Source organism: Streptomyces sp. NPDC025833 (assembly GCF_055558055.1).
This window is the reverse complement of the sequence record NZ_JBVHNF010000020.1, coordinates 59,919-82,100: the sequence shown is the minus strand read 5'-3', so window position 1 is coordinate 82,100 and position 22,182 is coordinate 59,919. Positions and strand designations below refer to the sequence as shown.

Here is a 22,182-nt window from a genome sequence, read left to right as displayed (position 1 = left end):
GGCCCATGCCCGAATCCGTCGTACTGGATCCGGTGGACCTGCATCTCCTGCGGCTGTTGCAGAACGACGCCCGGGCCACCTACCGCGATCTCGCCGCGCAGGTGGGCGTGGCCCCGTCGACCTGTCTGGACCGGGTGACCCGGCTGCGCCGCTCCGGCGTGATCCTCGGCCACCGCCTGCGACTCGACCCGGCGCGGCTCGGACGCGGGCTCCAGGCGCTGCTGTCGGTGCAGGTCCGGCCGCACCGGCGGGAGCTGGTCGGCCCGTTCGTGGAACGGATCCGGGCACTTCCGGAGGCACGGACGGTGTTCCACCTGACCGGCCCCGACGACTACCTGGTGCACGTGGCCGTCGCGGACATGGCCGATCTCCAGCGGCTGGTGCTCGACGAGTTCACGGCGCGGCGCGAGGTGGCCCGGGTGGAGACCCGGCTGATCTTCCAGCAGTGGGAGTGCGGGCCGCTGCTGCCGCCCGGCAACGCCCAGAGCTGAATCCGCCGATACCCGGGTGACGGGAAGATCGGCCGCGTACGAGGATGGGGCGCATGTCCGAGAACCAGACCCCGTTGCCCCGGCAGGTCGCCGACGCCTACGTCGACGACCTCATCGCCCTCGACCCCGTCACCGGTACCTACCTCGGAGTGCAGGAGAGTTCGGCCCGGCTGCCCGACTACTCGCCGGCCGGTCACGAAGCCCGCGCGGAACTGGCGCGGGCCACCCTGGCGAAGCTGGACGAGGCGGAGCGCCGGCCCGGCGCGGAGAGCGACGTGGAGCGCCGCTGCGGGCGGCTGCTGCGGGAGCGGCTGACCGCCGAACTCGCCGTCCACGACGCCCAAGAGCACCTGCGCCACGTCGGCAACATGGACACGCCCGGCCACTCGGTGCGTGACGTCTTCACGGTGATGCCGGCGGAGACGGAGGAGGACTGGGCGGCGATCGCCCAGCGGCTGCGCGCGGTGCCGGAGGCCCTCGCGGGTTACCGCGCCTCGCTCGCACTGGGGCTGGAGCGGGGCCTGTTCGCGGCGCCCCGGCCCACGGCGACGTACATCGGCCAGCTCACCGAGTGGACGGACGGGGGCGGCACGGGCCGCGGCTGGTACGAGGACTTCGCCGCCGCGGGGCCGCAGGCGCTGCGCGCGGAGCTGGACGAGGCGGCGCGGGCGGCGACCGGCGCCCTGGTGGAGCTGCGGGACTGGCTGCGGGACGTGTACGCGCCGGCGATCGAGGGCGCCTCGAACGTGATCGGCCGGGAGCGGTACGCGCGCTGGGCCCGGTACTTCAACGGCACCGACCTGGACCTGGACGAGGCGTACGCCTACGGCTGGGCCGAGTTCCACCGCCTGCTCGGCGAGATGCGGCAGGAGGCGGAGAAGATCCTGCCCGGCGCCGGCACACCGTGGGTGGCGCTGGCGCACCTGGACGAGCACGGCCGGCACATCGAGGGCGTGGACGAGGTCCGCGACTGGCTCCAGGGCCTGATGGACCGGGCCGTCGAGGAGCTGGACGGCACGCACTTCGAACTCGCGGAGCGGGTGCGGAGGGTGGAGTCGTGCATCGCGCCGCCCGGCGGCGCGGCGGCCCCGTACTACACCGCCCCGTCGGAGGACTTCTCCCGGCCCGGGCGCACCTGGCTGCCCACGATGGGCCTGACCCGCTTCCCCGTCTACGACCTGGTGTCGACCTGGTACCACGAGGGTGTGCCCGGCCACCACCTGCAGCTCGCCCAGTGGGCGCACGTGGCCGAGGACCTCTCCCGCTACCAGGCGACGATCGGCGGGGTCAGCGCCAACGCCGAGGGCTGGGCGCTGTACGCGGAGCGGCTGATGGACGAGCTGGGCTACCTCAAGGACGCGGAGGAGCGGCTCGGCTACCTGGACGCGCAGATGATGCGGGCGGCCCGGGTGATCGTGGACATCGGCATGCACCTGGAGCTGGAGATCCCCGCGGACTCGCCGTTCCACCCCGGTGAGCGGTGGACGCCCGAGCTGGCGGAGGAGTTCTTCGGCGCGCACAGCAGCCGGCCGGCGGACTTCGTGGAGAGCGAGCTGACCCGGTACCTGACGATCCCGGGCCAGGCGATCGGCTACAAGCTGGGCGAGCGGGCCTGGCTGCTGGGCCGGGAGAGGGCCCGCGAGCGGCACGGCGACGCGTTCGACCTGAAGTCCTGGCACATGGCGGCGCTGTCGCAGGGTTCGCTGGGCCTGGACGACCTGGCCGACGAGCTGGCCCGGCTCTGATCCCGGTCCGGTCGCCGGCCTCGACGGGGCCGGCGACCGGCACCGCGCACCCCGCAGACCGGTCCGTGCACGGCCGCATCGCACTCCCTGCCCCCGCGCCCCCGTACCGCTCGGCCGTACGGACGTTCCCGGGTGGCGCGGATGGCGCCCGGGCGGCTAGCTGGTGCCCGGGGCCGATGCGGAGAGGCGGGCCGGCATGCAGGAGAAGGGGCCGGGGCAGGAGGCGCTGCGGGCACCGGCCGCCGCGGGGCTCGCCGGGGTCGTCTTCGCGCTGCTGCTGGCGGCGGCGATCGTACTGGTCAGGCTGGGCATCCCGGAGGGGCACGCGGCGGCTGCCGGGGCCGGGGCGGCGGACTCCGCGCAGCGCGGCCTCCTGCGGGCGGCGCTGGCGCTGGTGCCGTTCGCGGGCATCTTCTTCCTCTGGTTCATCGGGGCGGTGCGGGCCCACGTCGGCGCGGTCGAGGACAAGTTCCTCGCCACCGTCCTCCTGGGCAGCGGACTGGTCTTCACCGCCACGCTGTTCGGTGCCGCGGCCGCGGCGGGTGCCGTGCTCCCGGCGGGTCACCGGGCCGGCTCGCCGCCGGACACCTGGGACTTCGGCCGCCGCCTCGCGCTCACGCTGCTGACGGAGTACGCCATGCGGATGGCGGCGGTCTTCGTCTCCTCGATGTCGGTCATCGGCCACCGCCTCGGCGTCCTGCCGCGCCGGCTGACGGTCACGGGCTTCGTCACCGCGCTGGTCCTGCTCGTCCTGTCCTCGAACGTCCCGTGGGCCGAGCTGGTCTTCCCGGCGTGGTCGCTGCTGCTCAGCGTGCACATCCTCGCGGTGAGCCGCCGTGACCGGCTCCGGACGGCGGCGGCCGGATGACACCCGCCCCCGCGCGCCGATCACTCGATCGGCGTGCCCGGCGCGCGGTCCCCCGTACCGCGCTCGCATGCTGGCGGGCGGGGGTAGACCGCCGTCCGGGGCCGCCCGCGCGAGCCGCGGCGCGCACCGGACCTGGCCACCGGAAGGGCGGAGCGTCGATGAGGCTGGTCGTCGATCTCAACAAGTGTCAGGGATACGCGCAGTGCGCGTTCCTCGCGCCCGACGTCTTCGCGATGCACGGCGAGGAGTCGCTGATCTACAACCCGCGCGCCGACGAGGAGCAGCGGGAGCGGCTGGCGCGGGCCGTCGCCGCCTGCCCGGTGCAGGCGATCACCGCCGACGGTCTGGACGGTGCCCAGGACGCGGCTTCCGGTGCCGCGCGGGAGGCGTCCGATGGCCGCTGACCACGTCGAACGGCTCAGGCGCGAGGGCCGGATCGTGATCGTGGGCGCCTCGCTGGCAGGCCTGCGGGCGGCCGAGACCCTGCGCGCCGAGGGCTTCGCCGGTGAGCTGACCCTGATCGGCGACGAGCCCCACGAGCCGTACGACCGGCCGCCGCTGTCGAAGTCGGCGCTGCTGGGGCTGGCCTCCCCGCACCACACCGAACTGCCGCACCGCCGGGAGATCGACGCCAAGTGGCGTCTGGGGGTCCCGGCGGCGGGTCTGGACCTGGCGGCCGGGCGGGTCCGGCTGGCCGACGGCGACGAGGTCGAGTACGACCGGCTGCTCATCGCCACCGGCGTCCGGGCCCGGCCCTGGCCGAAGGAGGAGGAGGCCCGGCTGGACGGCGTCTGCCTGCTGCGGACCCGGGAGGACGCGGCCGACCTCGTCCGGCGGCTGGAGGCGGGGCCGCGCCGGGTGTTCGTCATCGGCGCCGGGTTCGCCGGTACGGAGGTCGCCTCCGCGTGCCGGGAGAGGGGCATCCCCGTCACCGTCGCGGAACGGGCGGGCGCGCCGCTGGTGGGTGCGCTCGGCGGGGTCGTCGGCGCGGTCGCCGCCGACCTCGCGACCGAGAACGGCGTGGACCTGCGCACCCGTGTCACGGTGACGTCGCTGGAGGGCGACGCGGTCGGCAGGGTGCGGGCCGTCCACCTGTCCGACGAGAGCGTCGTCGAGGCGGACGTGGTCGTGGTGTCGCTGGGGTCGCTGCGCAACACCGAGTGGCTGACCGGGTCCGGGCTGGGCGCCGGGCCCCGGGGCGTCGCCTGCGACGCGGGCTGCCGGGCCTTCGACTTCCGGGGGATCGTCACGGACGACGTGTTCGTGGCGGGTGACGTGGCCCGCTCCCCGCACGCGCTGTTCGGCTACCAGTTCCTGTCGCTGGAGCACTGGGGCAATGCCGTCGCGCAGGCGGAGACGGCCGCGCACAACATGATCTGCGACGGTGCCGACCGGCGGCCGCACCTGTGGATGCCGGCGTTCTGGTCCTCGATGTTCAGGGTGAACATCAAGTCGGTCGGGGTGCCGCCGATGGGCGACCAGCTCATGATCACGCAGGGTTCCCTGGCCGAGCGCCGGTTCGTCGGCGTCTACGGGTACAAGGGGCGGATCGTGGCCGCGGTGAGCTTCGACAACACGCGGTGGCTGGAGTTCTACCAGCGGCAGATCGAGCAGGGCGCGCCGTTCCCGGTGGAGTTCCCGACGATGGACCGGCGTCCCGAGGGACGGCAGCCGGTGCCGGCCGACTTCCCGGACCCGTCCCTGCCGACCCACCCCCCGATGGTGACGCTCACCGGCTACTCGCCGGCCGACCAGCAGCTGGTCTTCCACCCCTCCCGCCACTGACCGCCGCCCGGCCCGACGCCCCAAGGAACCGCCATGCCGCACACCTCGATGATGCGCCAGATCACCGACTTCGAGAACCGCGCCGACCCGTATCCGGTGTACGAGGAGCTCCGCAGGACACCGGTGCTCCACGAGGAGGAGGGCGGCCCGTACATCATCAGCTCGTACTACGACATCAAGGCTCTTCTGCACGATCCGCGGATCAGTTCCGACGCGGCGAACCTGGCCGCGGCCGGCGACGACGTACTGGCCGGGTCCGAGGAGACGGGGGGACTGCCGCCGTCGTTCCTGCGGCTGGACCCGCCCGAGCACGACCGGCTGCGGCGCATCGCCAACGGCGCCTTCGGGCCGCCGCACCGGCCGCGGCGGATCGAGGGCATGCGGGGCGACATGCGGGAGATCGTCACCGGCTTGATCGACGGCTTCGGGGACGCCCGCGAGGTCGACCTGGTCGACCAGTTCGCCTACCCCTTCCCGGTCGCGGTGATCTGCCGCCTGCTGGGGGTGCCCCGTGAGGACGAACCGAAGTTCCGCACCTGGGTCGACCCGCTGGTGGCGAGCCTGGACCCGGACACCGGCGGTGACGGGGACGGCGAGGCCGGGAAGACGGCGCAGGAGGCCCGGATGCAGCTCGGCATGTACCTGGCCGGGCTGGTGGAGCAGCGCGCCCGGGAGCCGCGCGACGACCTGCTGTCCGACCTGGTCGCCGGCCAGGGCCCGGACGGCGCCATGACGATGATGGAGGTGCTGAGCACCTCGGTGCTGCTGCTGATCGCCGGGCACGAGACGACGGTCAACCTGATCACCAACGGCATGCTCACCCTGCTGCGCCACCCGGAGGTCCTGCACCGGCTCCGCGAGGACGCGGGCCTGTCGGTCAGGATCGTGGAGGAGCTGCTGCGGTACGAGCCGCCGGTGCAGCTCGTGCCGCAGCGCACCTGCATCGGCGACATCGAGGTGCGCGGGGTGACGATCCCGAAGGGCTCGCGCATCTGGCTGGTCCTCGCCGCGGGCAACCGGGACCCGGAGCGGTTCGAGAACCCCGGGCGGTTCGACCCGGACCGGGAGGACATCCAGCACCTCGGCTTCGGCAGCGGCATCCACAGCTGCTTCGGTGCCCCGCTGGCCCGGCTGGAGGCGCAGATCGCCCTGGCCGAGCTGGCCCGGCGGCTGGAGAACCCGCGGCTGGTCGAGGACCCGCCGCCCTACCGCCGGAACGCCGTGCTGCGCGGCCCCCGGCACCTGCCCGTCGCCTTCGACGGACTGCGCTGACGGCCCCGGCCCGGCCGCGGGCCCCTTTTTCGCCGGGCCGCGTCTCCAGGCCCGCAGATCCTTGAGGAGGCCGTCGAGGGCCCGGCCGAGGGCCGCGGAGTCGGCCGGCGAGAACCAGGTGGTGCGGATGCGTTCGTTGTTCCCGTTCGGCGTCTCGTGGTCGGCCGCGAGCCGGTGCAGGGGGCGGCTCTCGTCGCCCAGGGCGCGGCCGGTGGCCTGGAAGAGCCCGCGCACGTAGCGCTCGGCCGCGTCGGGGGCGATCCCCTGGTCGGCGGCCACGAGGTGAGTGCGGCGAGGTGGGCGTAGTGGGTGGTGAGCGTCCCGGTCAGGGCGGAGAAGACGTCGAAGGCCGCCTCGTCGGCGACCGGGAGCGCCCCGCCCAGCCGGTCGAAGACCGCGTCCACCACCGGATGCGAGGGGTACGTCACGGTGACGGAGCGGCGCTCGCGTACCGCGGGCAGCGGGATGGCCCGCACCGGCGTGGCCCGGGTGCCCAGCCGCCGGCGCAGCTCGTCGCACGGGACGCCGGACATCACGTTGACGACGGTCTTGTCCTCGGCCACGCGGAGCCCGGCGAGCGCCTCGTCCTGGTCCTGGCGGCGTACGGCGATGATCACCACGTCGGAGCGGTCGACCACCGCCTGGTTGTCGGCGCACACCCGCACGCTCGCGTGGCGTTCCGACAGCTCCGCGGCGGTCCGGGCGCCCCGGGGCGACAGGAACACCTCCGGTGCCGTGCCGCCGTGGTCACACAGGCCCGTCACGATGGCCCGGCCGATCTCTCCCACTCCGATGATGCCGATGCGCTGCACTGTGGCCGCCTCCGTGGTGACGCCGGGTGTGCCGGGCTCCGTGCCCAGGGGGTGCGGCGGTCCCTTTCCCTCCTAGTCCAGGCCCCGTTGCCGCAGCGCCGAGCCCGACCGGCCCTTGACGACCTCCAGCTGGGCGTGGATCCGGCGGCGCAGGTCGGCGACGTGGCTGACGATGCCGACGCTGCGGTCGCGTTCGCGCAGGGAGTCGAGGACGTCCAGGACCTCGTCGAGGGTCTGGTCGTCGAGGCTGCCGAAGCCCTCGTCGATGAAGAGGGTGTCCAGGCGGACGCCGCCCGCCTCGTCGGTGACCACGTCGGCCAGGCCGAGGGCGAGCGCGAGGGAGGCGAAGAAGGTCTCACCGCCGGACAGGGTCGCGGTGTCCCGTTCCCGCCCGGTCCAGGCGTCCACCACGTGCAGTCCGAGGCCGCTGCGCCCGCGTCCGGTGCGGTCGTCGGAGTGGACGAGGGTGTAGCGGCCCGAGGACATGCGCTGGAGGCGGACCGTGGCGGCGGCCGCGACCTGTTCGAGCCGGGCCGCCAGGACGTACGACTCCAGGCGCATCCGGCGCTCGTTGTCGGCCGAGGTGCCCGCGGTGAGGGCGGCCAGCCGGGCCACCCGGTCGTACTCCTCGCGCAGCGGGCCGAGCCGGCGTACCGCCTCGGCGGCCCGCGCGGAGAGGCGGTCCAGCTCGGCGCAGCAGCGGTCGGCGGCGTCGCGCGCGGAGCCGGCCTCGCGCAGCCGCCGTTCCGCGTCGGCCGCCGCCCGCTCGGCCGCGGCCGGATCGGCGGGTGGACGGGCGGCCGCCTCCGCGGTCCCGGCCTCGGCGAGCACCGCCCGTACGGCGGCCTCCTCCTGCTGCCAGGCGTCGATGCGGTGCTGCAGCTCGCGGTGGGCGGCGGGGTCCAGCAGGGCCGCCGCGGCGTCCCGCGGGGTGTCGAAGCCGGCCCTGTAGGCGGCGTCGGCGAGGCGGGCGTCGGCCTCCTTCAGGCGCTGGGCGGCGTCCTCCGCGGCCCGCACGGCGTCGGCGGCCTCGGTGAGCCGGGCCGCGCGGAGCTCCAGTTCCGCGGCGCGCGCGGCCACGCTGCCGGCGCTGCCGCGCGCCTGCGCCAGCTCGGACTCCAACTGCGCCCGCTCGCGCTCCAGGGTGTCGCGGCGGGTGAGCCGGGAGGCGGCCCGGACGGCGGTCCGCTGGCGGTCGGCGAGCCGCTGCTCGTGCTCCCGCTCGGCGCGCCGCAGCTCCTCCTGGGCGGGGTGCAGGGCGGAGGCCGCGCGGCGGGCGCGGTCGTACTCCTGCTCCAGTTCGGCGGCGTCGGCGGCGAGCCGGGGGGTGGGCGTGTCGCCGGCCTCGGCGGTGGCGGCGGCCAGCGCCTCGCGGACCACGCCGAGGCGCCCCTGGTCCTCGGTGAGCCGTTCCTCGGCCCGCTGGTACGCGGCGAGGGCGCGGTCCTCGGTCTCCCGGTCGACGTGTCCGGCGACCTTGCGTGCGGGGACGGGGTGTTCGGTGGCGCCGCAGACCGCGCAGGGTTCGCCGTCGGTGAGGTGGGCGGCCAGTTCGGCGGCGATGCCGTCGAGGCGCTGCTCCTTGAGATCCAGCCAGTGGGTGCGGGCGTCGAGGGCCTGCTGGCGGGACTCGCGCGCGCACTGGCCGGCCTGTTCCAGGTCGGCGGCCATGGCGTCGCGGGTGCGGGCCGCGTCGAGCCGGCGCCGCATGGGGGCGCGCTGGACGGCGAGCTGCTCGGCGCGGGTGGCCGCCTCCTGGGCGGCGTCGATGCGGGTCCGCAGGTCCGCGCGGGCGTCCTCCCAGCCGGCGAGCCAGGCGTCGGCCTCGCGCAGGACGTCCTCGTCGGCGCGCTCCTGCCGGTCGAGTCCGGTCCGCTCCTCGGCGAGCGCGCGCAGCCGGGTCTCGGCGCGCCGGGCGGCGTCCAGGCCGCCCAGTTCCTCGGCGGTCCGGCGGGCGGCGGCGGCCAGACCGCTCGCGCCGGCGTCGGCGTGGGAGGCGGGCAGCGGTCCGCGGGCGCGGGACTCGGCGGCGGCGGCCCGGCGGTGCTCCGCCTCGGCGGCCGCACGCAGTTCCAGCGCGGGCGCGACCGCTTCCGCCTTGCGGGACCGCTCCATGCGCTCCCGCGCCTCGCGGTGGTCGCCGGCCCGCTCCCGGAGTCGCTCCGCGCGCTCCTGGGCCTCGGCGAACCGGCTCTGCAGGCGGGCGAGTTCGCGTGCCGTGTCGAGGGCGTGCCGGGCCCGGGTGTGGGCGGACTCGGCGGCGGCCAGCCGGCAGCCGGCGACGGTGAGGCGCTCGCGGGCGGTGGCGCGGGCGACGGCGGCGGCGCCGAGGACGGCCCCGGCCAGGCCCGGGTCCCCGGGGGCCAGCTCGGGCAGCTCCATGGCGTCGCCGGCCGCCTGCTGCATGCGGTGGGCGTCGGCCAGCAGGGCGGTGTCGCCCTCGCGCACGCGTGCCTCGGTGGCGCGGCGGCGCTCGGCCAGGCGCTTCTCGACGTCGGCGAAGCGCCGGGTGTCGAAGAGCCGGCCGAGGAGCTTGCCCCGGGCCTCGGCGTCGGCGCGCAGGAAGCGCGCGAAATCGCCCTGGGGCAACAGTACGACCTGGCAGAACTGCTCGCGGCTCATGCCGAGCAGGTGCTCGATCTCGGCGCCGATCTCCTGGTGGGAACGGCTGAGGTCCTTCCAGGCGGCGGCCTGGGCGTCGTACTCGCGCAGCCAGGTCTGGGCCTTGTCGACCGTCGTGCCCTTGCCGCGCAGCTTGGGCCGTTCCCACGGGGGCTGCCGGGTGATCTCCAGCCGACGCCCGGCGACGGAGAGTTCGAGGCGGACCTCGGTGCGGGTGCCGGGCGGGGCGTGGTCGCTGCGCAGGGCCATGCCCTGGCCGCTCTGCCGGGCCCCGGGGACGGAGCCGTAGAGGGCGTAGCAGACGGAGTCCAGGACGGAGGTCTTGCCCGCACCGGTGGGGCCGTGCAGCAGGAAGAGCCCGGCGGTGGACAGGACGTCGAAGTCGACTCTCTGGGAGCCGCCGAAGGGGCCGTAGGCGGTGACGTCGAGCCGGTGCAGCCTCACCGGGCCACCTCCCGTACGGCGTCGTCGGCGCGGACGGCGTCGAACGTCTCGCGCAGCACGGCCGCCTCGTGCTCGTCGGGTCCGGCGCCGCGCACGTGGGCGACGAAGTCCCGGGCGATCTGCTGGTCGCCGCGGCCCGCGAGGCGGCGGGCGTACGAGACCCGGGGGTCGTCGGGGGCCCGTTCGGGGGCGAAGACCAGGCTGAGGGTGTGCGGGAAGCGCTCGGTGAGCCGGGCCATCGGGTCGGCGGGGCGGACCGGGTCGGTGAGGGTGGCCTCGACCCAGGCGTCCTCGTGGCGGGTCAGCTCCGGGTCGGCGAGGAGGGCGTCCAGGGTGCCGCGGACGCGGGCGAGCGGGCGGGGCACGGGGCAGTCGACGCGCTCGGCACCGACCGCGCCGTCCGCGTCCAGGTCGACCAGCCACATGCTCTTGCGGTGGTCGGCCTCGGAGAAGGAGTAGGCCAGCGGGGAGCCCGAGTAGCGCACGCGCTCGGTGATGGTCTGGCAGCCGTGAAGATGGCCGAGGGCCGCGTAGTCGACGCCGTCGAAGACGGCGGCCGGTACGGCGGCCACACCGCCGACGGTGATGTCCCGCTCGCTGTCGCTGCCCCGGCCGCCGGTGACGAAGGCGTGGGCGAGGACGACGGAGCGGGTGCCCGGCGCGCGCGTCGCGAGGTCGGCGCGGACGCGGTCCATGGCGGCGCCGAGCACGGCCTCATGACCGGCCTTGTCGACGGCGAACTCGTCCTTCACCAGGGCCGGTTCGAGGTAGGGCAGGCCGTAGAAGGCGACGTCGCCGTGGGCGTCGGCGAGCACCACCGGGGTGCCGGCGGCGGACGGTTCGGTGCGCAGGTGGATGCCGGCGCGGTCGATGAGCCGGGCGCCGACGCCGAGGCGGCGGGCCGAGTCGTGGTTGCCGGAGATCATCACCGTGGGCACACCGAGGTCCGCGAGGCGGTGCAGGGCGGTGTCGAACAGCTCGACGGCGGCGAGCGGGGGCACCGCGCGGTCGTACACGTCGCCCGACACGACCACCGCGTCCACCCCGCGCTCACGCACGGTGGCGACGAGGTGACCGATGAACTCGGCCTGGGCCCCGAGCAGGTTCACCCGGTGGAACGCCCTGCCGAGATGCCAGTCGGACGTGTGCAGCAGTCTCATGGCCCCCGAGACTAACGGCCGGGTCGGACAGCACGACCGGTAACTCCGGTACCGGCCGTCACGTCCCGCACCCCGTCGGCCAGCTATGTCCGATTAGCCGCTTTTATCGGGCGTCTCCGTAGGCCTCGCCGCCCAGTTCGAAGCCGGCCGTGCCCGCCGTCACATCGGCGAGCCACCCGCGGAAGGCGTCCACGTCGGCGTCCGGGAGCCCGATCCCGATGGTGACGGCCTCGCCGTAGTGGACGTCCCGCACCTCGCGTCCGGTCGCGCGCAGGTCGTTCTGGAGCCTGCCCGCGCGCTGGTGGTCGACGGTCACCGTGGCCAGCCGGAAACGGCGCCGGGTGAGGGTGCCGAGCGCGTCCAGTGCCTCGCCGACCGAGCCGCCGTAGGCGCGGATCAGCCCGCCGGCGCCGAGCTTGACGCCGCCGTAGTAGCGGGTGACCACGGCCACCACGTACCGCATGTCGCGGCGCAGCAGCATCTGGAGCATGGGCACCCCGGCGGTGCCGCCCGGTTCACCGTCGTCGCTGGCCTTCTGCACGGAGGCGTCGGCGCCGATGACGTACGCCCAGCAGTTGTGGGTGGCGTCGGCGTGCTCCCTGCGCACGGCGGCGACGAACTCCTGCGCCTCCTGCTCGGTGGCGGCCGGGGCGAGGGCGCACAGGAAGCGGGAGCGGTTGATCTCGGTCTCGTGCACGCCCACCCGGGCGACCGTGCGGTACTCGTCCTGCATCCCGCCAGCCTATGTGACCGCCGGGGCGGCCCCGGATCACCGCCTCCGGCCGCCCTCGCCGCCCCGGGGGACCGTGACGGAGGTGAGCAGCGCCGTGCCCGGGGCGAGGTCCGCCCAGCCGGTGCCGTGCCAGGTGAGCACCGCGAACGCGGAGGTCGGGAACTTCTCCCGGATCCGCTCCAGCGTGTCGTCGAGGCCGTCGGCGGCCAGCGCGCGCACCAGTTCCCCGAGCCCGGGCTGGTGCCCGACGAGCAGCAGTGTCCGCACGTCGGGCGGCACCTCGTGGACGACCTCCAGCAGGCCGGCCGCGCCGGCCGCGTAGAGCCGCCGGTCGTGGCGCACCGGCGGCGCGGTGGCCCACTCCGCCGAGACCAGCTCCCAGGTGCGGCGGGCGCGGACGGCGGTGGAGCACAGGGCGAGGTCGGGCAGCGAATCCGCGGCGAGGGCGCGGCCGGCGGCCGGGGCGTCCCGCAGTCCGCGCGGTGCGAGCGGCCTGCCGTGGTCCCCGACGCCCGCGGGCCGGGCGGACTTGGCGTGCCGCAGCACCACCAGCCGGCGCAGCGGGCCGGTGCCGGCCGGCGCGTTCACGCGAGGGTCCCGACGTCACGCGCGAGGTCGACGGCGAGCAGGCGGTCGGCGTAGGCGTAGGTCTCGAAGCGGGCGCCGTCCGGAAGGTCCGGCGCGCTCGCCACGTCGCGCAGCACACCGAGCACCGCGGGCAGGTCCAGGTCGTCCTCCCAGGCGGCGCGCAGCCGCTCGCGCACCTCGCCGGGGACCGGCCGGGACGGGCGCCGCGCCCAGTCGGCGACGGCCCGCCGCCACCGGGTGAGGCTCCGCGCGGCACCGTCCAGCGCGGCCGCGTCCAGCCGTACGGGCTCGCCGCGCGGGACGCCGAGCAGCGCCAGCCGGAGCGCGGCGGGGTCGGCGAGGAGCGCGGGGGGCAGGGCGGCGGCCTCGTCCGGCTCACCGGCCGGCTCCGCCCACCGCGCCGGCGCGACGGCCACCACGGGCCCCGGCCCCGGCGCGTCCCCGGTGTCCCGCTGGGCCACATGGATGGCCTGGGCCTCGCCGAGCCCGGACCCGAGGTCGCGGCCGTCCTCGAAGGGGCGGACGGCGAGCAGGTCGGCGGCCGAGCGGAGCGCGGGCCGGTCGCGGGCGGCCGTGAGCGCCGCCCAGACCGGCGTGCCGTCCATTTCCAGGGCCCGGACCAGCAGGTCGGCGGTGAGCAGCACGCGCAGGGCCGTCGGGTCGAGGCCCGAGGCGTGCGCCTCGATCCGGGTCAGGCCGCGGCGGGCGGGCGCGGCGGGGACGGGCTCACCGGTTCGGGCGTCGAGGATGCGCAGCACGGGGCGAGCGTAGGCGGACCGGCGGCCGGGCGCAGCGGCTCGCGCGGATTCCGGACGGCGTCGCGGGGTACCGCGGGAATCCGTACCCGCCCGGGTGATGTTGCCACGGCAGACGACTTCCCACGGCCGAGGAGGCCCCCGATGTACGGCGACGACGCGACGACCCGCAGGATCCTGACCGAGCTGGGTGACACCTGGGCGGTGGTCGGCCTGTCCTCCAACCCCGGCCGGGCCGCCTACGGGGTGGCTCAGGTGCTCCAGCGGTTCGGCAAGCGGATCGTGCCGGTGCACCCCAAGGCGGAGACGGTGCACGGCGAGCGCGGTTACGCCTCCCTCGCGGACATCCCCTTCGAGGTGGACGTGGTCGACGTGTTCGTCAACGGCGGCCTGGCCGGGGCGGTGGCGGACGAGGCCGTCGCGAAGGGCGCGCGGGCGGTGTGGTTCCAGCTCGGCGTCGTCGACGAGGCGGCCTACGAGCGGACCCGCGCGGCGGGCCTGGAGATGGTGATGGACCGGTGCCCGGCGATCGAGATCCCGCGGCTGCCCGTCTGACACCGCGCGCGGCCCGCCGCCCGCGCCGCACGGGGCGGCGCCGACGGACGGGCCCGCCCGCCGGGGCGGCGCACCGCGGCTCCGGCGCCGGTCCCGCGGCGGCGAGGGGTCAGGCGACGCCCAGGCCCTCCAGGACGAGCGCGCCGGGCAGTTCGGCGAGGGCCTTGCCGGGCACCAGGAGCTTGCCGCGCCGGCGGCCGCTGCCGACCAGGACGTAGGGCAGGTCGACGACGGCCGGGTCCAGCAGGACCGGCCAGCCGGTGGGCAGCCCGAGCGGGGTGATGCCGCCGTACTCCATGCCGGTCTCCCCGGTCGCCGCCTCCATCGAGGCGAACGACGCCTTGCGGGCGCCCAGTTGACGGCGTACGGTGCCGTTGACGTCGACCCGGGTGGTGGACGGGACCACGCAGGCGGCCAGCGTGGTCGCGCCGCCCCGCTTGCCCGCGACGACGACGCAGTTCGCCGACCGCTCCAGCAGGTCGCGGCCGTAGTGCTGCACGAAGACGGCCGTGTCGGCCCACTGCGGCTCGGTGTCGACGTACAGGATCCGGTCGGCGGGCACCGCGCCCTGCCAGCCGCGTACGGCGTCGGCGACCGGCGCGGTCAGCTCGTCCAGGCAGTCCGGGGCGGGGGTGGCGGTGGCGAAGTCTCCGATGGGTGCGCGCATGGCCGCACGCTAACAACAGCCGCCGGGCCGCCGGTCCGGCGTCTCACGGCACGGGCGGCACGGAGACGGCCATCACCAGCTCCGTCGGCACGTCGCCCTCGTTGCCGTACAGGTGCGGGACGTCCGCCTCGAAGGAGGCGCTCGCGCCCGCCGGGATGCGGTACCGCACGTCCTCCACGGTGAGGGTCAGCTCGCCCGCGGTGACGTGGACCAGCTCGACGGTGCCGCCGGGGTGCGGCTCGGAGGGGCTGCTCTCCCCCGGCATCAGCCGCCAGTCCCACATCTCCAGCGGCCCCGGCGCCTCCGTACCGGCGAGCAGGCGGCTGTAGCTGCCCGCCTCCGTGTGCCACAGCCGGACCGCCCGGTCGGCGGGGAGGACCCGGACCCTGGGGCCCTGCTCGTAGTCGAGGAGCGTGGGGACGCTGACCCCCAGCGCGTCGCCGATCTTGACGACCGTGCCGATGCTGGGGTTGGTGCGGGCCTGCTCGATCTGGATGAGCATGCCGCGGCTGACACCGGCCCGGGCGGCCAGCACGTCCAGCGTGAAGCCGCGCACCGAGCGCCAGTGCCTGACGTTGCGCGCCAGGGACCGGGTCAGGAGTTCGAGGTCCGACACGTGGGGTCCAATATCCGGGGGTTCACCATGCTGGCCGACCGGGTTCAGCACACCGGACTACGATGAGCTGCACCTGATCGTTCACCGAACTGTACTGCCAGGGCCGCGCTCGCGACGGCCCCCGTCAGCCCTCGGTCTCCAGTGCGGCGAGCCGCGCCACCGCGTCCTCGTCCAGTCCGGCCAGCGCCCGGAGCTGGCCCGGCGTCGTACCGTCCGGGATCGGCACGGGCGCGGGAGTGCGCAGCGGGGGCTGCCAGCCCGCGTCGGGCGTCCAGCGCCGTACGACCCTGGCGGGCGCCCCCGCCACCACCGCGTGGTCGGGCACGGTGCCCCGGACCACCGCGCCGGCCGCCACGACCACGTTCCGGCCGATCCGCGCCCCCGGCAGGATCACCGCGCCGGTGCCGATCCAGCAGCCCGGCCCGATCTCCACCGGCTCCATCCGCGGCCACTGCCTGCCGATGGGCTGATGCGGGTCGTCGTAGGAGTGGTTGGTCGAGGTGACGTAGACGTACGGCCCGAAGTAGCAGTCGCTGCCGATCGTGACCGTCGTGTCCGCGATGACGTGGCTGCCGCGGCCGAGGACCACGCCGTCGCCGATGCACAGGATCGGGTCCGGGCCGAGGTCCAGGTCGGGCATCAGGCCCGCGGTGAGGGTGACCTGCTCGGCGATGATGCAGTACGAGCCGAGCCGGATCCAGGGCTCGCCGAAGACCGTGCCGAGCGGGAAGGCGAGCCGGGTGGCCTCGCCGATCGAGCCGAACCGGAGGCGGCCGGGATGCTCGGCCGTCACCGAGCCCGCTCGCTGCACCCATGACCAGCCCGTGTGCACGGCACGCTGCACCAGGTGACGTCGCCAGGACGAGAACGTGTTCTTGCGCTTCGGCACGGGGTCACGTTACTCACCGGTCGCCTGTGCGCGGAGGGCGGGCTGCTGTGATCTTTGCCCCACCCCGTGTCGTACCGTGCCGTGCACGGCCGACACGAGGAGACGGTGATGACCCGGAAAGCGCTGATCGTGGGTATCGGGGGCAAGGAGCCGCGGGTGGATCCGGAGGCGTTCGTCGCGCCCACGGCCTCCGTGATCGGGGACGTGACGCTGGGCGCGGGCGCGAGCGTCTGGTACGGGGCCGTCGTCCGCGGTGACGTCGAGCGGATCACCGTCGGCGCGCAGGCCAACGTGCAGGACAACGTCACGCTGCACGCCGACCCCGGGTTCCCGGTCACCGTCGGCGAGCGGGTGTCCATCGGGCACAACGCGGTGGTGCACGGGGCGACCGTGGAGGACGACTGCCTCGTCGGGATGGGAGCGACCGTGCTCAACGGGGCGGTGATCGGCGCGGGCTCCCTGGTCGCGGCCCAGGCCCTGGTGCCGCAGGGGATGGTGGTGCCGCCGGGGTCGCTGGTGGCGGGGGTGCCGGCCGAGGTGCGGCGGAGCCTCGGCGACGAGGAGCGGCAGGGCGTCACGCTCAACGGCACCCTGTACGCCGACCTGGCCAAGGCGCACCGCGAGGTGCACGAGTAGCCCGTGCCGGCGCGGGCTCGCGTGGCGGGCCGCGCCCGCCGCGCCGCTCAGTCCCCGGCGCCGACGGGCTCCGCCTCCCGGGCCTCCGCCCGGGCCTGGGCCTTCTTCGCCTTGCGCTTGATGACCAGCATGGAGGCCAGGCCGATCAGCACGGCCACCGCCAGGCCCACGTACGAGAAGCGCTTCAGCCAGTCCTCGGCGACCACGCCGACGTAGTAGATGACGGCCGTGGTGCCGCCGGCCCAGCAGATGCCGCCGAGGACGTTGGCGATCAGGAACTTCCAGTACGGCATGTGCAGGACGCCGGCGAGCGGGCCGGCGAAGATGCGCAGCAGGGCGACGAAGCGGCCGAAGAACACCGCCCACATGCCCCACTTCTCGAAGGACCGCTCGGCGGTGGCGACATGGCCCTCGCTGAAGTGGCGCGGGAACTTCCCGGCGAGCCAGGCCAGCAGCGGGCGGCCGCCCTTGCGGCCGATGGCGTAGCCGATGGAGTCGCCGATCACCGCGCCGGCCGTCGCGCACGCACCGAGGACGACCGGGTCGACGCCCGTGTGCTGGGAGGACATCAGCGCCGCGGAGACCAGGACGATCTCACCCGGCAACGGGATGCCCAGGCTCTCCAGACCGATCACCGCGGCCACCAAGGCGTAGACGGCGACCGCCGGGATCGAGTCGAGCCACTCCTGGACGTGCACCGCCGGTTCCTCCCCTGTCACTGAACCTGCTCCGGCTCCGCGGGCCGCCGCATGCGAAGGGCGTCCCGAGGGAAGGCTACCTGGTCCGCCGCGGACGGACGCGGGCCCGCACTCGCCCGGCGGCACCGTCCCGCCCCCACGCCTTACCTTTTCGGACATCCCCGTGTCACGCGGGAGGGGAAGGCTCCCCCGCGGTTCGCCCGGTTCGCTTCCCCTCGGCCCCCGCGCGGGGCCCGCCGCGTAAGGACGACGTCCTCGTGTCATCACCGTCCCCGTCCCGCTCGCTGCCCCCGCCCCCGCGGCTGCCGCCCCCGCCGGTCCTTCCGGAGCCGTCCGTCCTGCCGGAGCCGTCCGTCCTCGGGGCGCGCGTCCCGGCCGGGGCCCGCCCCGGGTCCCGCCTGACGGGCCGGCCGGCGCGGCTGGCCCTGTGCCTGACCCCTCTGCTGCTCGCCGCCGGCTGGGCGCTGGCCGACCGGACCGTCCTGGCCGAGGGGGCGCGGCGGCTGCTCACGGCCGATCCGTGGTGGCTGCTGGCCGGGGCGGGCCTCACCTGCCTGGGCTGGGCGGCCGTCTCGTGCGTCCGGCAGGGCGCGCTGCCCGATCCGCTGCCGCCGGGGCCGCTGCTGGCCTCGCAGTTCGCCGCCGGCGCAGCCAACCACCTGCTGCCCGGGGGCCTCGGCGCGCACGCCGTGACGCTGCGCTTCCTGCGCCGCCGGGGTGTGCCGCTGGACCGGGCGACCGCGTCGATCGGGCTGTACTCGCTGGCCAGGTCGCTCGCGAAGACGGTGCTGCTGCTGGTGTTCCTGGCGGTCTCCCCGGCCTGGCAGCGCCTGGCGGACCTGGTGCCGGACGCGCGCCCGCTGCTGCCGCTCGCCGCCGTGGCGGCCGGGGCGCTCGCCGCGGCGGGGGTGCTGCTGGCCACCGTACGGGCGGTGCGCCGGCCGGTGGCCGGGCTGCTGCGCGCCGCCCTCGCCGACGCGCGGGCGGTGCACGCCCGGCCCTGCCGGGTGCTCGCCCTGTGGGGCGGGGCCGTCGCCGTGCCGCTGTTGCAGGCGGGCACGCTGGCCTGCGCCGGCGCCTCGCTCGGCCTCGGGCTGCCGTGGCATCAGGTGGTGCTCGCACACCTGGCGGCGGGGACGGCCGCCGGGGCGGTGCCCGCGCCGGGCGGCCTCGCGGTGGACGCGGCGCTGGTGTGGACCCTGGTCGCCTTCGGCGCCGCACCCGCACCGGCGGCGGCGACCGTGATCGGCTACCGGGCGCTGACCGACTGGCTGCCGTTGGTACCGGGGGCGCTGGTGACGTCGGCACTGATCCGCGCGAAGGCACTGTGACCGGCACACCGCCCGCCCGGCGGTGACCCGCGCGCGGACGCGGCCCCTTGAGCCGCCCCCGCCCGCACGGCAACCGGAAGGGCGGACCCGGGGTGGGAGAGAAGGCGCAGAGCGGGGCGGTGCGAACCGGGCGTCGCGGGGCCGGCACCCGCCCTGGACCAGGGTCTACGACCCGGCCGGGGACCGCCGCGCCGCGCCCACCCTCGGCCGGCACCTCCCCGGGGCGGGCGCGCCCACGAGGCGGGACGGCGCCCGGGCCGCGCGCCAGCGCCACCGTCGCCGTATGCCCGCGGGAGCGACCGCGGGACGCACGCGGGCACGCACCCGGCTGCCGTGGGCCGGGGAGCCGTCGCGGCAGGACGAGGACGTGCGGCCCACCGCCCGGGCCACCGCCGCCACCACCCCGGCCGGCGCCCGCGCAACCGGAACCGCCGGAACCGGAACACCCCTTCGCGGCACACCAGGCCGGCCGGACGGATGGTCACGCGCCCGCTGCCCGGTGATCACAGCCTGTTCCCAGGTGCCACCGGGTGTGCTCTCATCCGCGTGCCCCAGCATGGGCCGCATGATCGTCCCCCAGCCCCCGGTGACACCCGCCGCGCCCAGGACCGTACGCAAGGCGGTCGTCCCGGCCGCCGGTCTCGGCACCCGGTTCCTGCCCGCGACCAAGGCCACGCCCAAGGAGATGCTGCCGGTCGTCGACAAGCCGGCCATCCAGTACGTCGTCGAGGAGGCCGCCGCGGCCGGCCTGGACGACGTCCTGATGGTCACCGGCCGGCACAAGCGGGCCATCGAGGACCACTTCGACCACGCCTTCGAACTGGAACAGGCGCTGGCGGCCAAGGGCGACACCGTGCGCCTGGACGCCGTACGCGATCCGGCGCGGCTCGCCGACATCCACCACGTCCGCCAGGGCGATCCGCTGGGTCTCGGCCACGCCGTGCTGTGCGCCCGCAACCACGTCGGCGACCAGCCGTTCGCGGTCCTGCTCGGCGACGACCTGATCGATCCGCGCGAGAGCCTGCTGCGCCGCATGCCGGCGGTCCGGGAGCAACTCGCGGGCAGCGTCGTCGCCCTGATGGAGGTGGATCCGGCGCGGACGCACCTCTACGGCTGCGCGGCGGTCGAACCGGCGGGCGCGGACGACGTCGTGCGGGTGACCGGCCTGGTGGAGAAGCCGGCCCCGGGCACCGCGCCGAGCCGGTACGCGGTCATCGGGCGCTACGTCCTCGACCCTGCCGTCTTCGGCGTCCTGGAGCGCACCCCGCCGGGCCGCGGCGGCGAGATCCAGCTGATTGACGCCCTGCACGAACTGGCGGCGGGCGGCACGGTGCACGGCGTGGTCTTCTCGGGCCTGCGCCACGACACCGGCGACAAGGCCGACTACCTGCGCACCGTGGTCCGGCTGGGCTGCGCTCGCCCGGACCTCGGCCCCGACTTCACCCGCTGGCTCAGGGAGTTCGTGGCGGAGCTGCCCCCCGGCGGGACCGGCGCCGGGGAACACCGCCGGGCCGTCTGAGGCCGCGGAGCCCCGCCGACATCCGGTCGAACCGTGGCCGACGCACCGTCGCGCCCTTCCTCCCGCCGGGCACGGTGCGTGATGCTCTGCTCACCGTGCGAGAGAACGGTTCCACGGCCCCTCAAAGGAAGGGAAAGACCATGCCTCTCGGAACGATCGCCGTCTACAACGAGGCGGACGGCCTGGGCATCATCACCGGCGAGGACGGCGAGAAGCGGCCCTTCTCCGGCATGGAGACGCAGACCACGCGCGAGGGCCAGCGGGTCGCCTTCGAGGTGGTCGGCGCCAAGGCCACCAACGTCGTCGTCGTGCGGTGAGCCCGTCCCGGCCCGCCGAGCCGGGCGCGGGACTCCCGTACCGCCCGGCTCACTTGCCCCGGTCGGCCGGCCGGAGCGTCCACAGGACGCTCATCTCGCCGGTGACGGCGCCGTCCGCCCGGCGGATCTCGACCGACACCGGGAACTCGGGGCGCTGTCCGGCGTCGAGTTCGGCGACGACCTCCGCGACCGGGCGGCCCAGCGTCGCGGTCGCGGTGACGGCTCCCATCGCCAGCTTCTTGTAGGCGATCTCGGCCCGCACCGCGAGGGGCACGGCGCGCGAGAGCTGGTCGCCGAAGGCGGCCAGCACGATGGCGCCGCTCGCCGACTCGCCGAGCGTGAACATCGCGCCGGCGTGCGGTCCGCCCACGTGGTTGTGGTAGGCGCCCTGGTCCGGCAGGGACACCACGGCCCTGTCGGGGGTGGTCTCCAGGAACTCCAGGTTCAGCGTCCGGGCCATGGGCACGGTGGCGGCGAGCATCTCGCCGATCGACATCTGGTCTGCGCTCATGACCGTCATGTTACTCACGAGTAGCGGACCGTGGCCAGTGAACCGCACTAGGGTTGCTGGCCATGTGGCCAGATCAGCAGCCGCCAGGGGGCGCGCAGAACCCGCAGCACGATCCGCAGCACAACCCGTACCAGCAGCCGGGTCACCCGCAGCAGAACCCGTACCAGCAGCCCGGATACCAGCAGTATCCGCAGGCCGGCCCGTACGGGCAGCAGCCGCAGGGCGGCCCGCAGCAGCCGGGTCCGTACGGTCCGCAGCAGACCGGCCCGTACGGACAGCAGCCGCCGTGGGGGCAGCCCACCGTGCCCGTGCCCCAGTCCCAGCCCCCGCGGGGCGGCGGCGGCCGGACGAAGCTGATCGCGATCATCGCGGCCACGGCCGTCGTGGTCACCGCCGCGGTCACCGGCTACCTGGTGCTGGGCGGCTCGACGGACGACGAGGCCGGCGACGGCAAGGACGGGCGGCCGACGGCGAGCCCGCCGCCCACGGCCGCCTCCCCCGCCGCGTCCCCGTCCGTGACCGACAACCCGCGTTCCGGCGAGACGGCGAAGCCGACCGTCGCGGGCTGGAAGGTCGTGATCAACCCCAAGTACGGCACGGCCTTCGACGTACCGCCCGACTGGGAGGTGGAGAAGCCGGGCGTCTTCACCTTCTTCGAGGACAAGAAGAAGGGCGACGGCTCGGCCTACATCGGCTTCTCCGCCCCCGCGTTCGCGCAGCCGGACCACTGCACCGACGAGCGGAACGGCAGGAAGGAGTCGAGCGCGCTCGCGGGCAGCGGCACGAAGGGCGAGAACGGCGCCAAGGACACCGTGGGCATCGCGCGCGGCGACTCGGCCACCTTCGCGTTCGGCGGCTACACCGACCAGTCGGAGGCCGCCAAGAAGTACCTGCACATCGGCGCCGCGAAGCCCTTCACGACGGCGTCGGGGCTCAAGGGCAGCGTGGCGACGTCGTACGTCTCCGGCGTGCCGAAGAAGAGCAAGTGCGACACCGACGGCAAGGCCGTCACGTTCGCGTTCAAGAACTCCAGCGGCAGCTTCGTGTCGTGGTCGCTCTACGGCGCCAAGGGGGTCGAGGACGAACTGCCCGACGCGACCATCGACAAGATCCTGCGCACGGTACGGCTGCACGGCGACCCGACCGTGGAGTGACCCGGACCGCCGCG

General features: G+C 75.4%; 23 protein-coding genes. 12 read left to right on the top strand and 11 right to left on the bottom strand.

Translation table 11 applies throughout. The annotated features are described in order from the left end of the window. Positions 1-5 precede the first annotated feature (5 nt). The 6 genes from ACZ4K2_RS30860 (at position 6) to ACZ4K2_RS30835 (ending at position 6,161) form a co-directional block, all read left to right on the top strand. Positions 6-491, top strand: coding sequence for an Lrp/AsnC family transcriptional regulator (locus ACZ4K2_RS30860; RefSeq protein WP_467478687.1), 486 nt, complete (start codon positions 6-8; stop codon positions 489-491). Between the two features lie 53 nt (positions 492-544). Next, positions 545-2,236, top strand: coding sequence for a DUF885 domain-containing protein (locus tag ACZ4K2_RS30855; protein ID WP_467478689.1), 1,692 nt, complete (start codon positions 545-547; stop codon positions 2,234-2,236). 196 nt (positions 2,237-2,432) lie between these two features. After that, positions 2,433-3,104: a hypothetical protein gene (locus ACZ4K2_RS30850; RefSeq protein WP_467478691.1), complete on the top strand. Its 672-nt coding sequence runs from the start codon at positions 2,433-2,435 to the stop codon at positions 3,102-3,104. A gap of 158 nt (positions 3,105-3,262) precedes the next feature. Next, the gene (locus ACZ4K2_RS30845) at positions 3,263-3,508 is read left to right on the top strand and encodes a ferredoxin (protein ID WP_467478693.1); all 246 of its coding nucleotides are present in this window, start codon (positions 3,263-3,265) and stop codon (positions 3,506-3,508) included. Then, entirely contained in the window at positions 3,498-4,889 is a 1,392-nt protein-coding gene (locus ACZ4K2_RS30840) for an NAD(P)/FAD-dependent oxidoreductase (protein WP_467478695.1), read from the top strand. Before ACZ4K2_RS30845 ends, ACZ4K2_RS30840 begins: the two co-directional genes overlap by 11 nt. Before the next feature lie 33 nt (positions 4,890-4,922). After that, positions 4,923-6,161, top strand: coding sequence for a cytochrome P450 (locus ACZ4K2_RS30835; RefSeq protein WP_467478697.1), 1,239 nt, complete (start codon positions 4,923-4,925; stop codon positions 6,159-6,161). Here ACZ4K2_RS30835 and ACZ4K2_RS30830 read toward each other — a convergent pair. The 6 genes from ACZ4K2_RS30830 to ACZ4K2_RS30805 form a co-directional block, all read right to left on the bottom strand. After that, positions 6,095-6,973, bottom strand: a complete 879-nt coding sequence (locus ACZ4K2_RS30830; protein WP_467478699.1) for an NAD(P)-binding domain-containing protein — start codon at positions 6,971-6,973, stop codon at positions 6,095-6,097. The two genes, ACZ4K2_RS30835 and ACZ4K2_RS30830, sit on opposite strands and share 67 nt — an antisense overlap. Positions 6,974-7,045: 72 nt before the next feature. Beyond that, a complete protein-coding gene (locus ACZ4K2_RS30825; protein ID WP_467478701.1) occupies positions 7,046-10,039 on the bottom strand; it encodes an AAA family ATPase in 2,994 nt (997 codons plus the stop codon). Continuing rightward, a complete protein-coding gene (locus ACZ4K2_RS30820) occupies positions 10,036-11,199 on the bottom strand; it encodes an exonuclease SbcCD subunit D (RefSeq protein WP_467478703.1) in 1,164 nt (387 codons plus the stop codon). The genes ACZ4K2_RS30825 and ACZ4K2_RS30820 overlap by 4 nt, the downstream gene beginning before the upstream one ends. 103 nt (positions 11,200-11,302) lie before the next feature. Continuing rightward, the gene (locus tag ACZ4K2_RS30815; RefSeq protein ID WP_467478705.1) at positions 11,303-11,932 is read right to left on the bottom strand and encodes a YigZ family protein; all 630 of its coding nucleotides are present in this window, start codon (positions 11,930-11,932) and stop codon (positions 11,303-11,305) included. 36 nt (positions 11,933-11,968) lie between these two features. After that, positions 11,969-12,520: a SixA phosphatase family protein gene (locus tag ACZ4K2_RS30810; RefSeq protein WP_467478707.1), complete on the bottom strand. Its 552-nt coding sequence runs from the start codon at positions 12,518-12,520 to the stop codon at positions 11,969-11,971. Next, a complete protein-coding gene (locus tag ACZ4K2_RS30805) occupies positions 12,517-13,278 on the bottom strand; it encodes a hypothetical protein (protein ID WP_467478709.1) in 762 nt (253 codons plus the stop codon). Before ACZ4K2_RS30805 ends, ACZ4K2_RS30810 begins: the two co-directional genes overlap by 4 nt. Positions 13,279-13,419: 141 nt before the next feature. Here ACZ4K2_RS30805 and ACZ4K2_RS30800 point away from each other — a divergent pair, with 141 nt between their 5' ends. Beyond that, on the top strand, positions 13,420-13,830 hold the full coding sequence (locus tag ACZ4K2_RS30800; protein ID WP_467478711.1) for a CoA-binding protein: 411 nt from the start codon (positions 13,420-13,422) through the stop codon (positions 13,828-13,830). 109 nt (positions 13,831-13,939) lie between these two features. Here the strand turns inward: ACZ4K2_RS30800 and ACZ4K2_RS30795 are convergent, their stop codons facing one another. The 3 genes from ACZ4K2_RS30795 to ACZ4K2_RS30785 all read right to left on the bottom strand — a co-directional run bounded on the left by ACZ4K2_RS30795 (position 13,940) and on the right by ACZ4K2_RS30785 (position 16,002). Next, a complete protein-coding gene (locus ACZ4K2_RS30795) occupies positions 13,940-14,497 on the bottom strand; it encodes a YbaK/EbsC family protein (protein WP_467478714.1) in 558 nt (185 codons plus the stop codon). A gap of 43 nt (positions 14,498-14,540) precedes the next feature. Next, entirely contained in the window at positions 14,541-15,113 is a 573-nt protein-coding gene (locus ACZ4K2_RS30790) for a helix-turn-helix domain-containing protein (protein ID WP_467478716.1), read from the bottom strand. A 124-nt stretch (positions 15,114-15,237) separates the two neighbouring features. Continuing rightward, positions 15,238-16,002, bottom strand: coding sequence for an acyltransferase (locus ACZ4K2_RS30785; protein WP_467478719.1), 765 nt, complete (start codon positions 16,000-16,002; stop codon positions 15,238-15,240). Between the two features lie 108 nt (positions 16,003-16,110). Here ACZ4K2_RS30785 and ACZ4K2_RS30780 point away from each other — a divergent pair, with 108 nt between their 5' ends. Beyond that, complete coding sequence (locus tag ACZ4K2_RS30780; protein ID WP_467478721.1) at positions 16,111-16,638, top strand: gamma carbonic anhydrase family protein; 528 nt, start codon at positions 16,111-16,113, stop codon at positions 16,636-16,638. Between the two features lie 47 nt (positions 16,639-16,685). Here ACZ4K2_RS30780 and ACZ4K2_RS30775 read toward each other — a convergent pair whose 3' ends face one another. Continuing rightward, complete coding sequence (locus ACZ4K2_RS30775) at positions 16,686-17,336, bottom strand: DedA family protein (protein WP_467478724.1); 651 nt, start codon at positions 17,334-17,336, stop codon at positions 16,686-16,688. Between the two features lie 257 nt (positions 17,337-17,593). Between ACZ4K2_RS30775 and ACZ4K2_RS30770 the strand changes: the two genes are divergently transcribed. From ACZ4K2_RS30770 to ACZ4K2_RS30760, 3 genes are all read left to right on the top strand, one after another. Then, positions 17,594-18,667, top strand: a complete 1,074-nt coding sequence (locus ACZ4K2_RS30770; RefSeq protein ID WP_467478727.1) for a lysylphosphatidylglycerol synthase transmembrane domain-containing protein — start codon at positions 17,594-17,596, stop codon at positions 18,665-18,667. 565 nt (positions 18,668-19,232) lie between these two features. Beyond that, positions 19,233-20,186, top strand: a complete 954-nt coding sequence (locus ACZ4K2_RS30765) for a UTP--glucose-1-phosphate uridylyltransferase (protein ID WP_467478728.1) — start codon at positions 19,233-19,235, stop codon at positions 20,184-20,186. A gap of 140 nt (positions 20,187-20,326) precedes the next feature. Beyond that, on the top strand, positions 20,327-20,503 hold the full coding sequence (locus tag ACZ4K2_RS30760; RefSeq protein ID WP_467478730.1) for a S1 domain-containing protein: 177 nt from the start codon (positions 20,327-20,329) through the stop codon (positions 20,501-20,503). A gap of 49 nt (positions 20,504-20,552) precedes the next feature. On the opposite strand, the gene ACZ4K2_RS30755 is transcribed toward ACZ4K2_RS30760, so the two are convergent. Then, complete coding sequence (locus ACZ4K2_RS30755; RefSeq protein ID WP_467478734.1) at positions 20,553-21,014, bottom strand: DUF4442 domain-containing protein; 462 nt, start codon at positions 21,012-21,014, stop codon at positions 20,553-20,555. Between the two features lie 62 nt (positions 21,015-21,076). On the opposite strand from ACZ4K2_RS30755, the gene ACZ4K2_RS30750 reads away from it, so the two are divergent. Continuing rightward, entirely contained in the window at positions 21,077-22,168 is a 1,092-nt protein-coding gene (locus tag ACZ4K2_RS30750) for a DUF8017 domain-containing protein (RefSeq protein ID WP_467478735.1), read from the top strand. Positions 22,169-22,182: the final 14 nt, after the last annotated feature.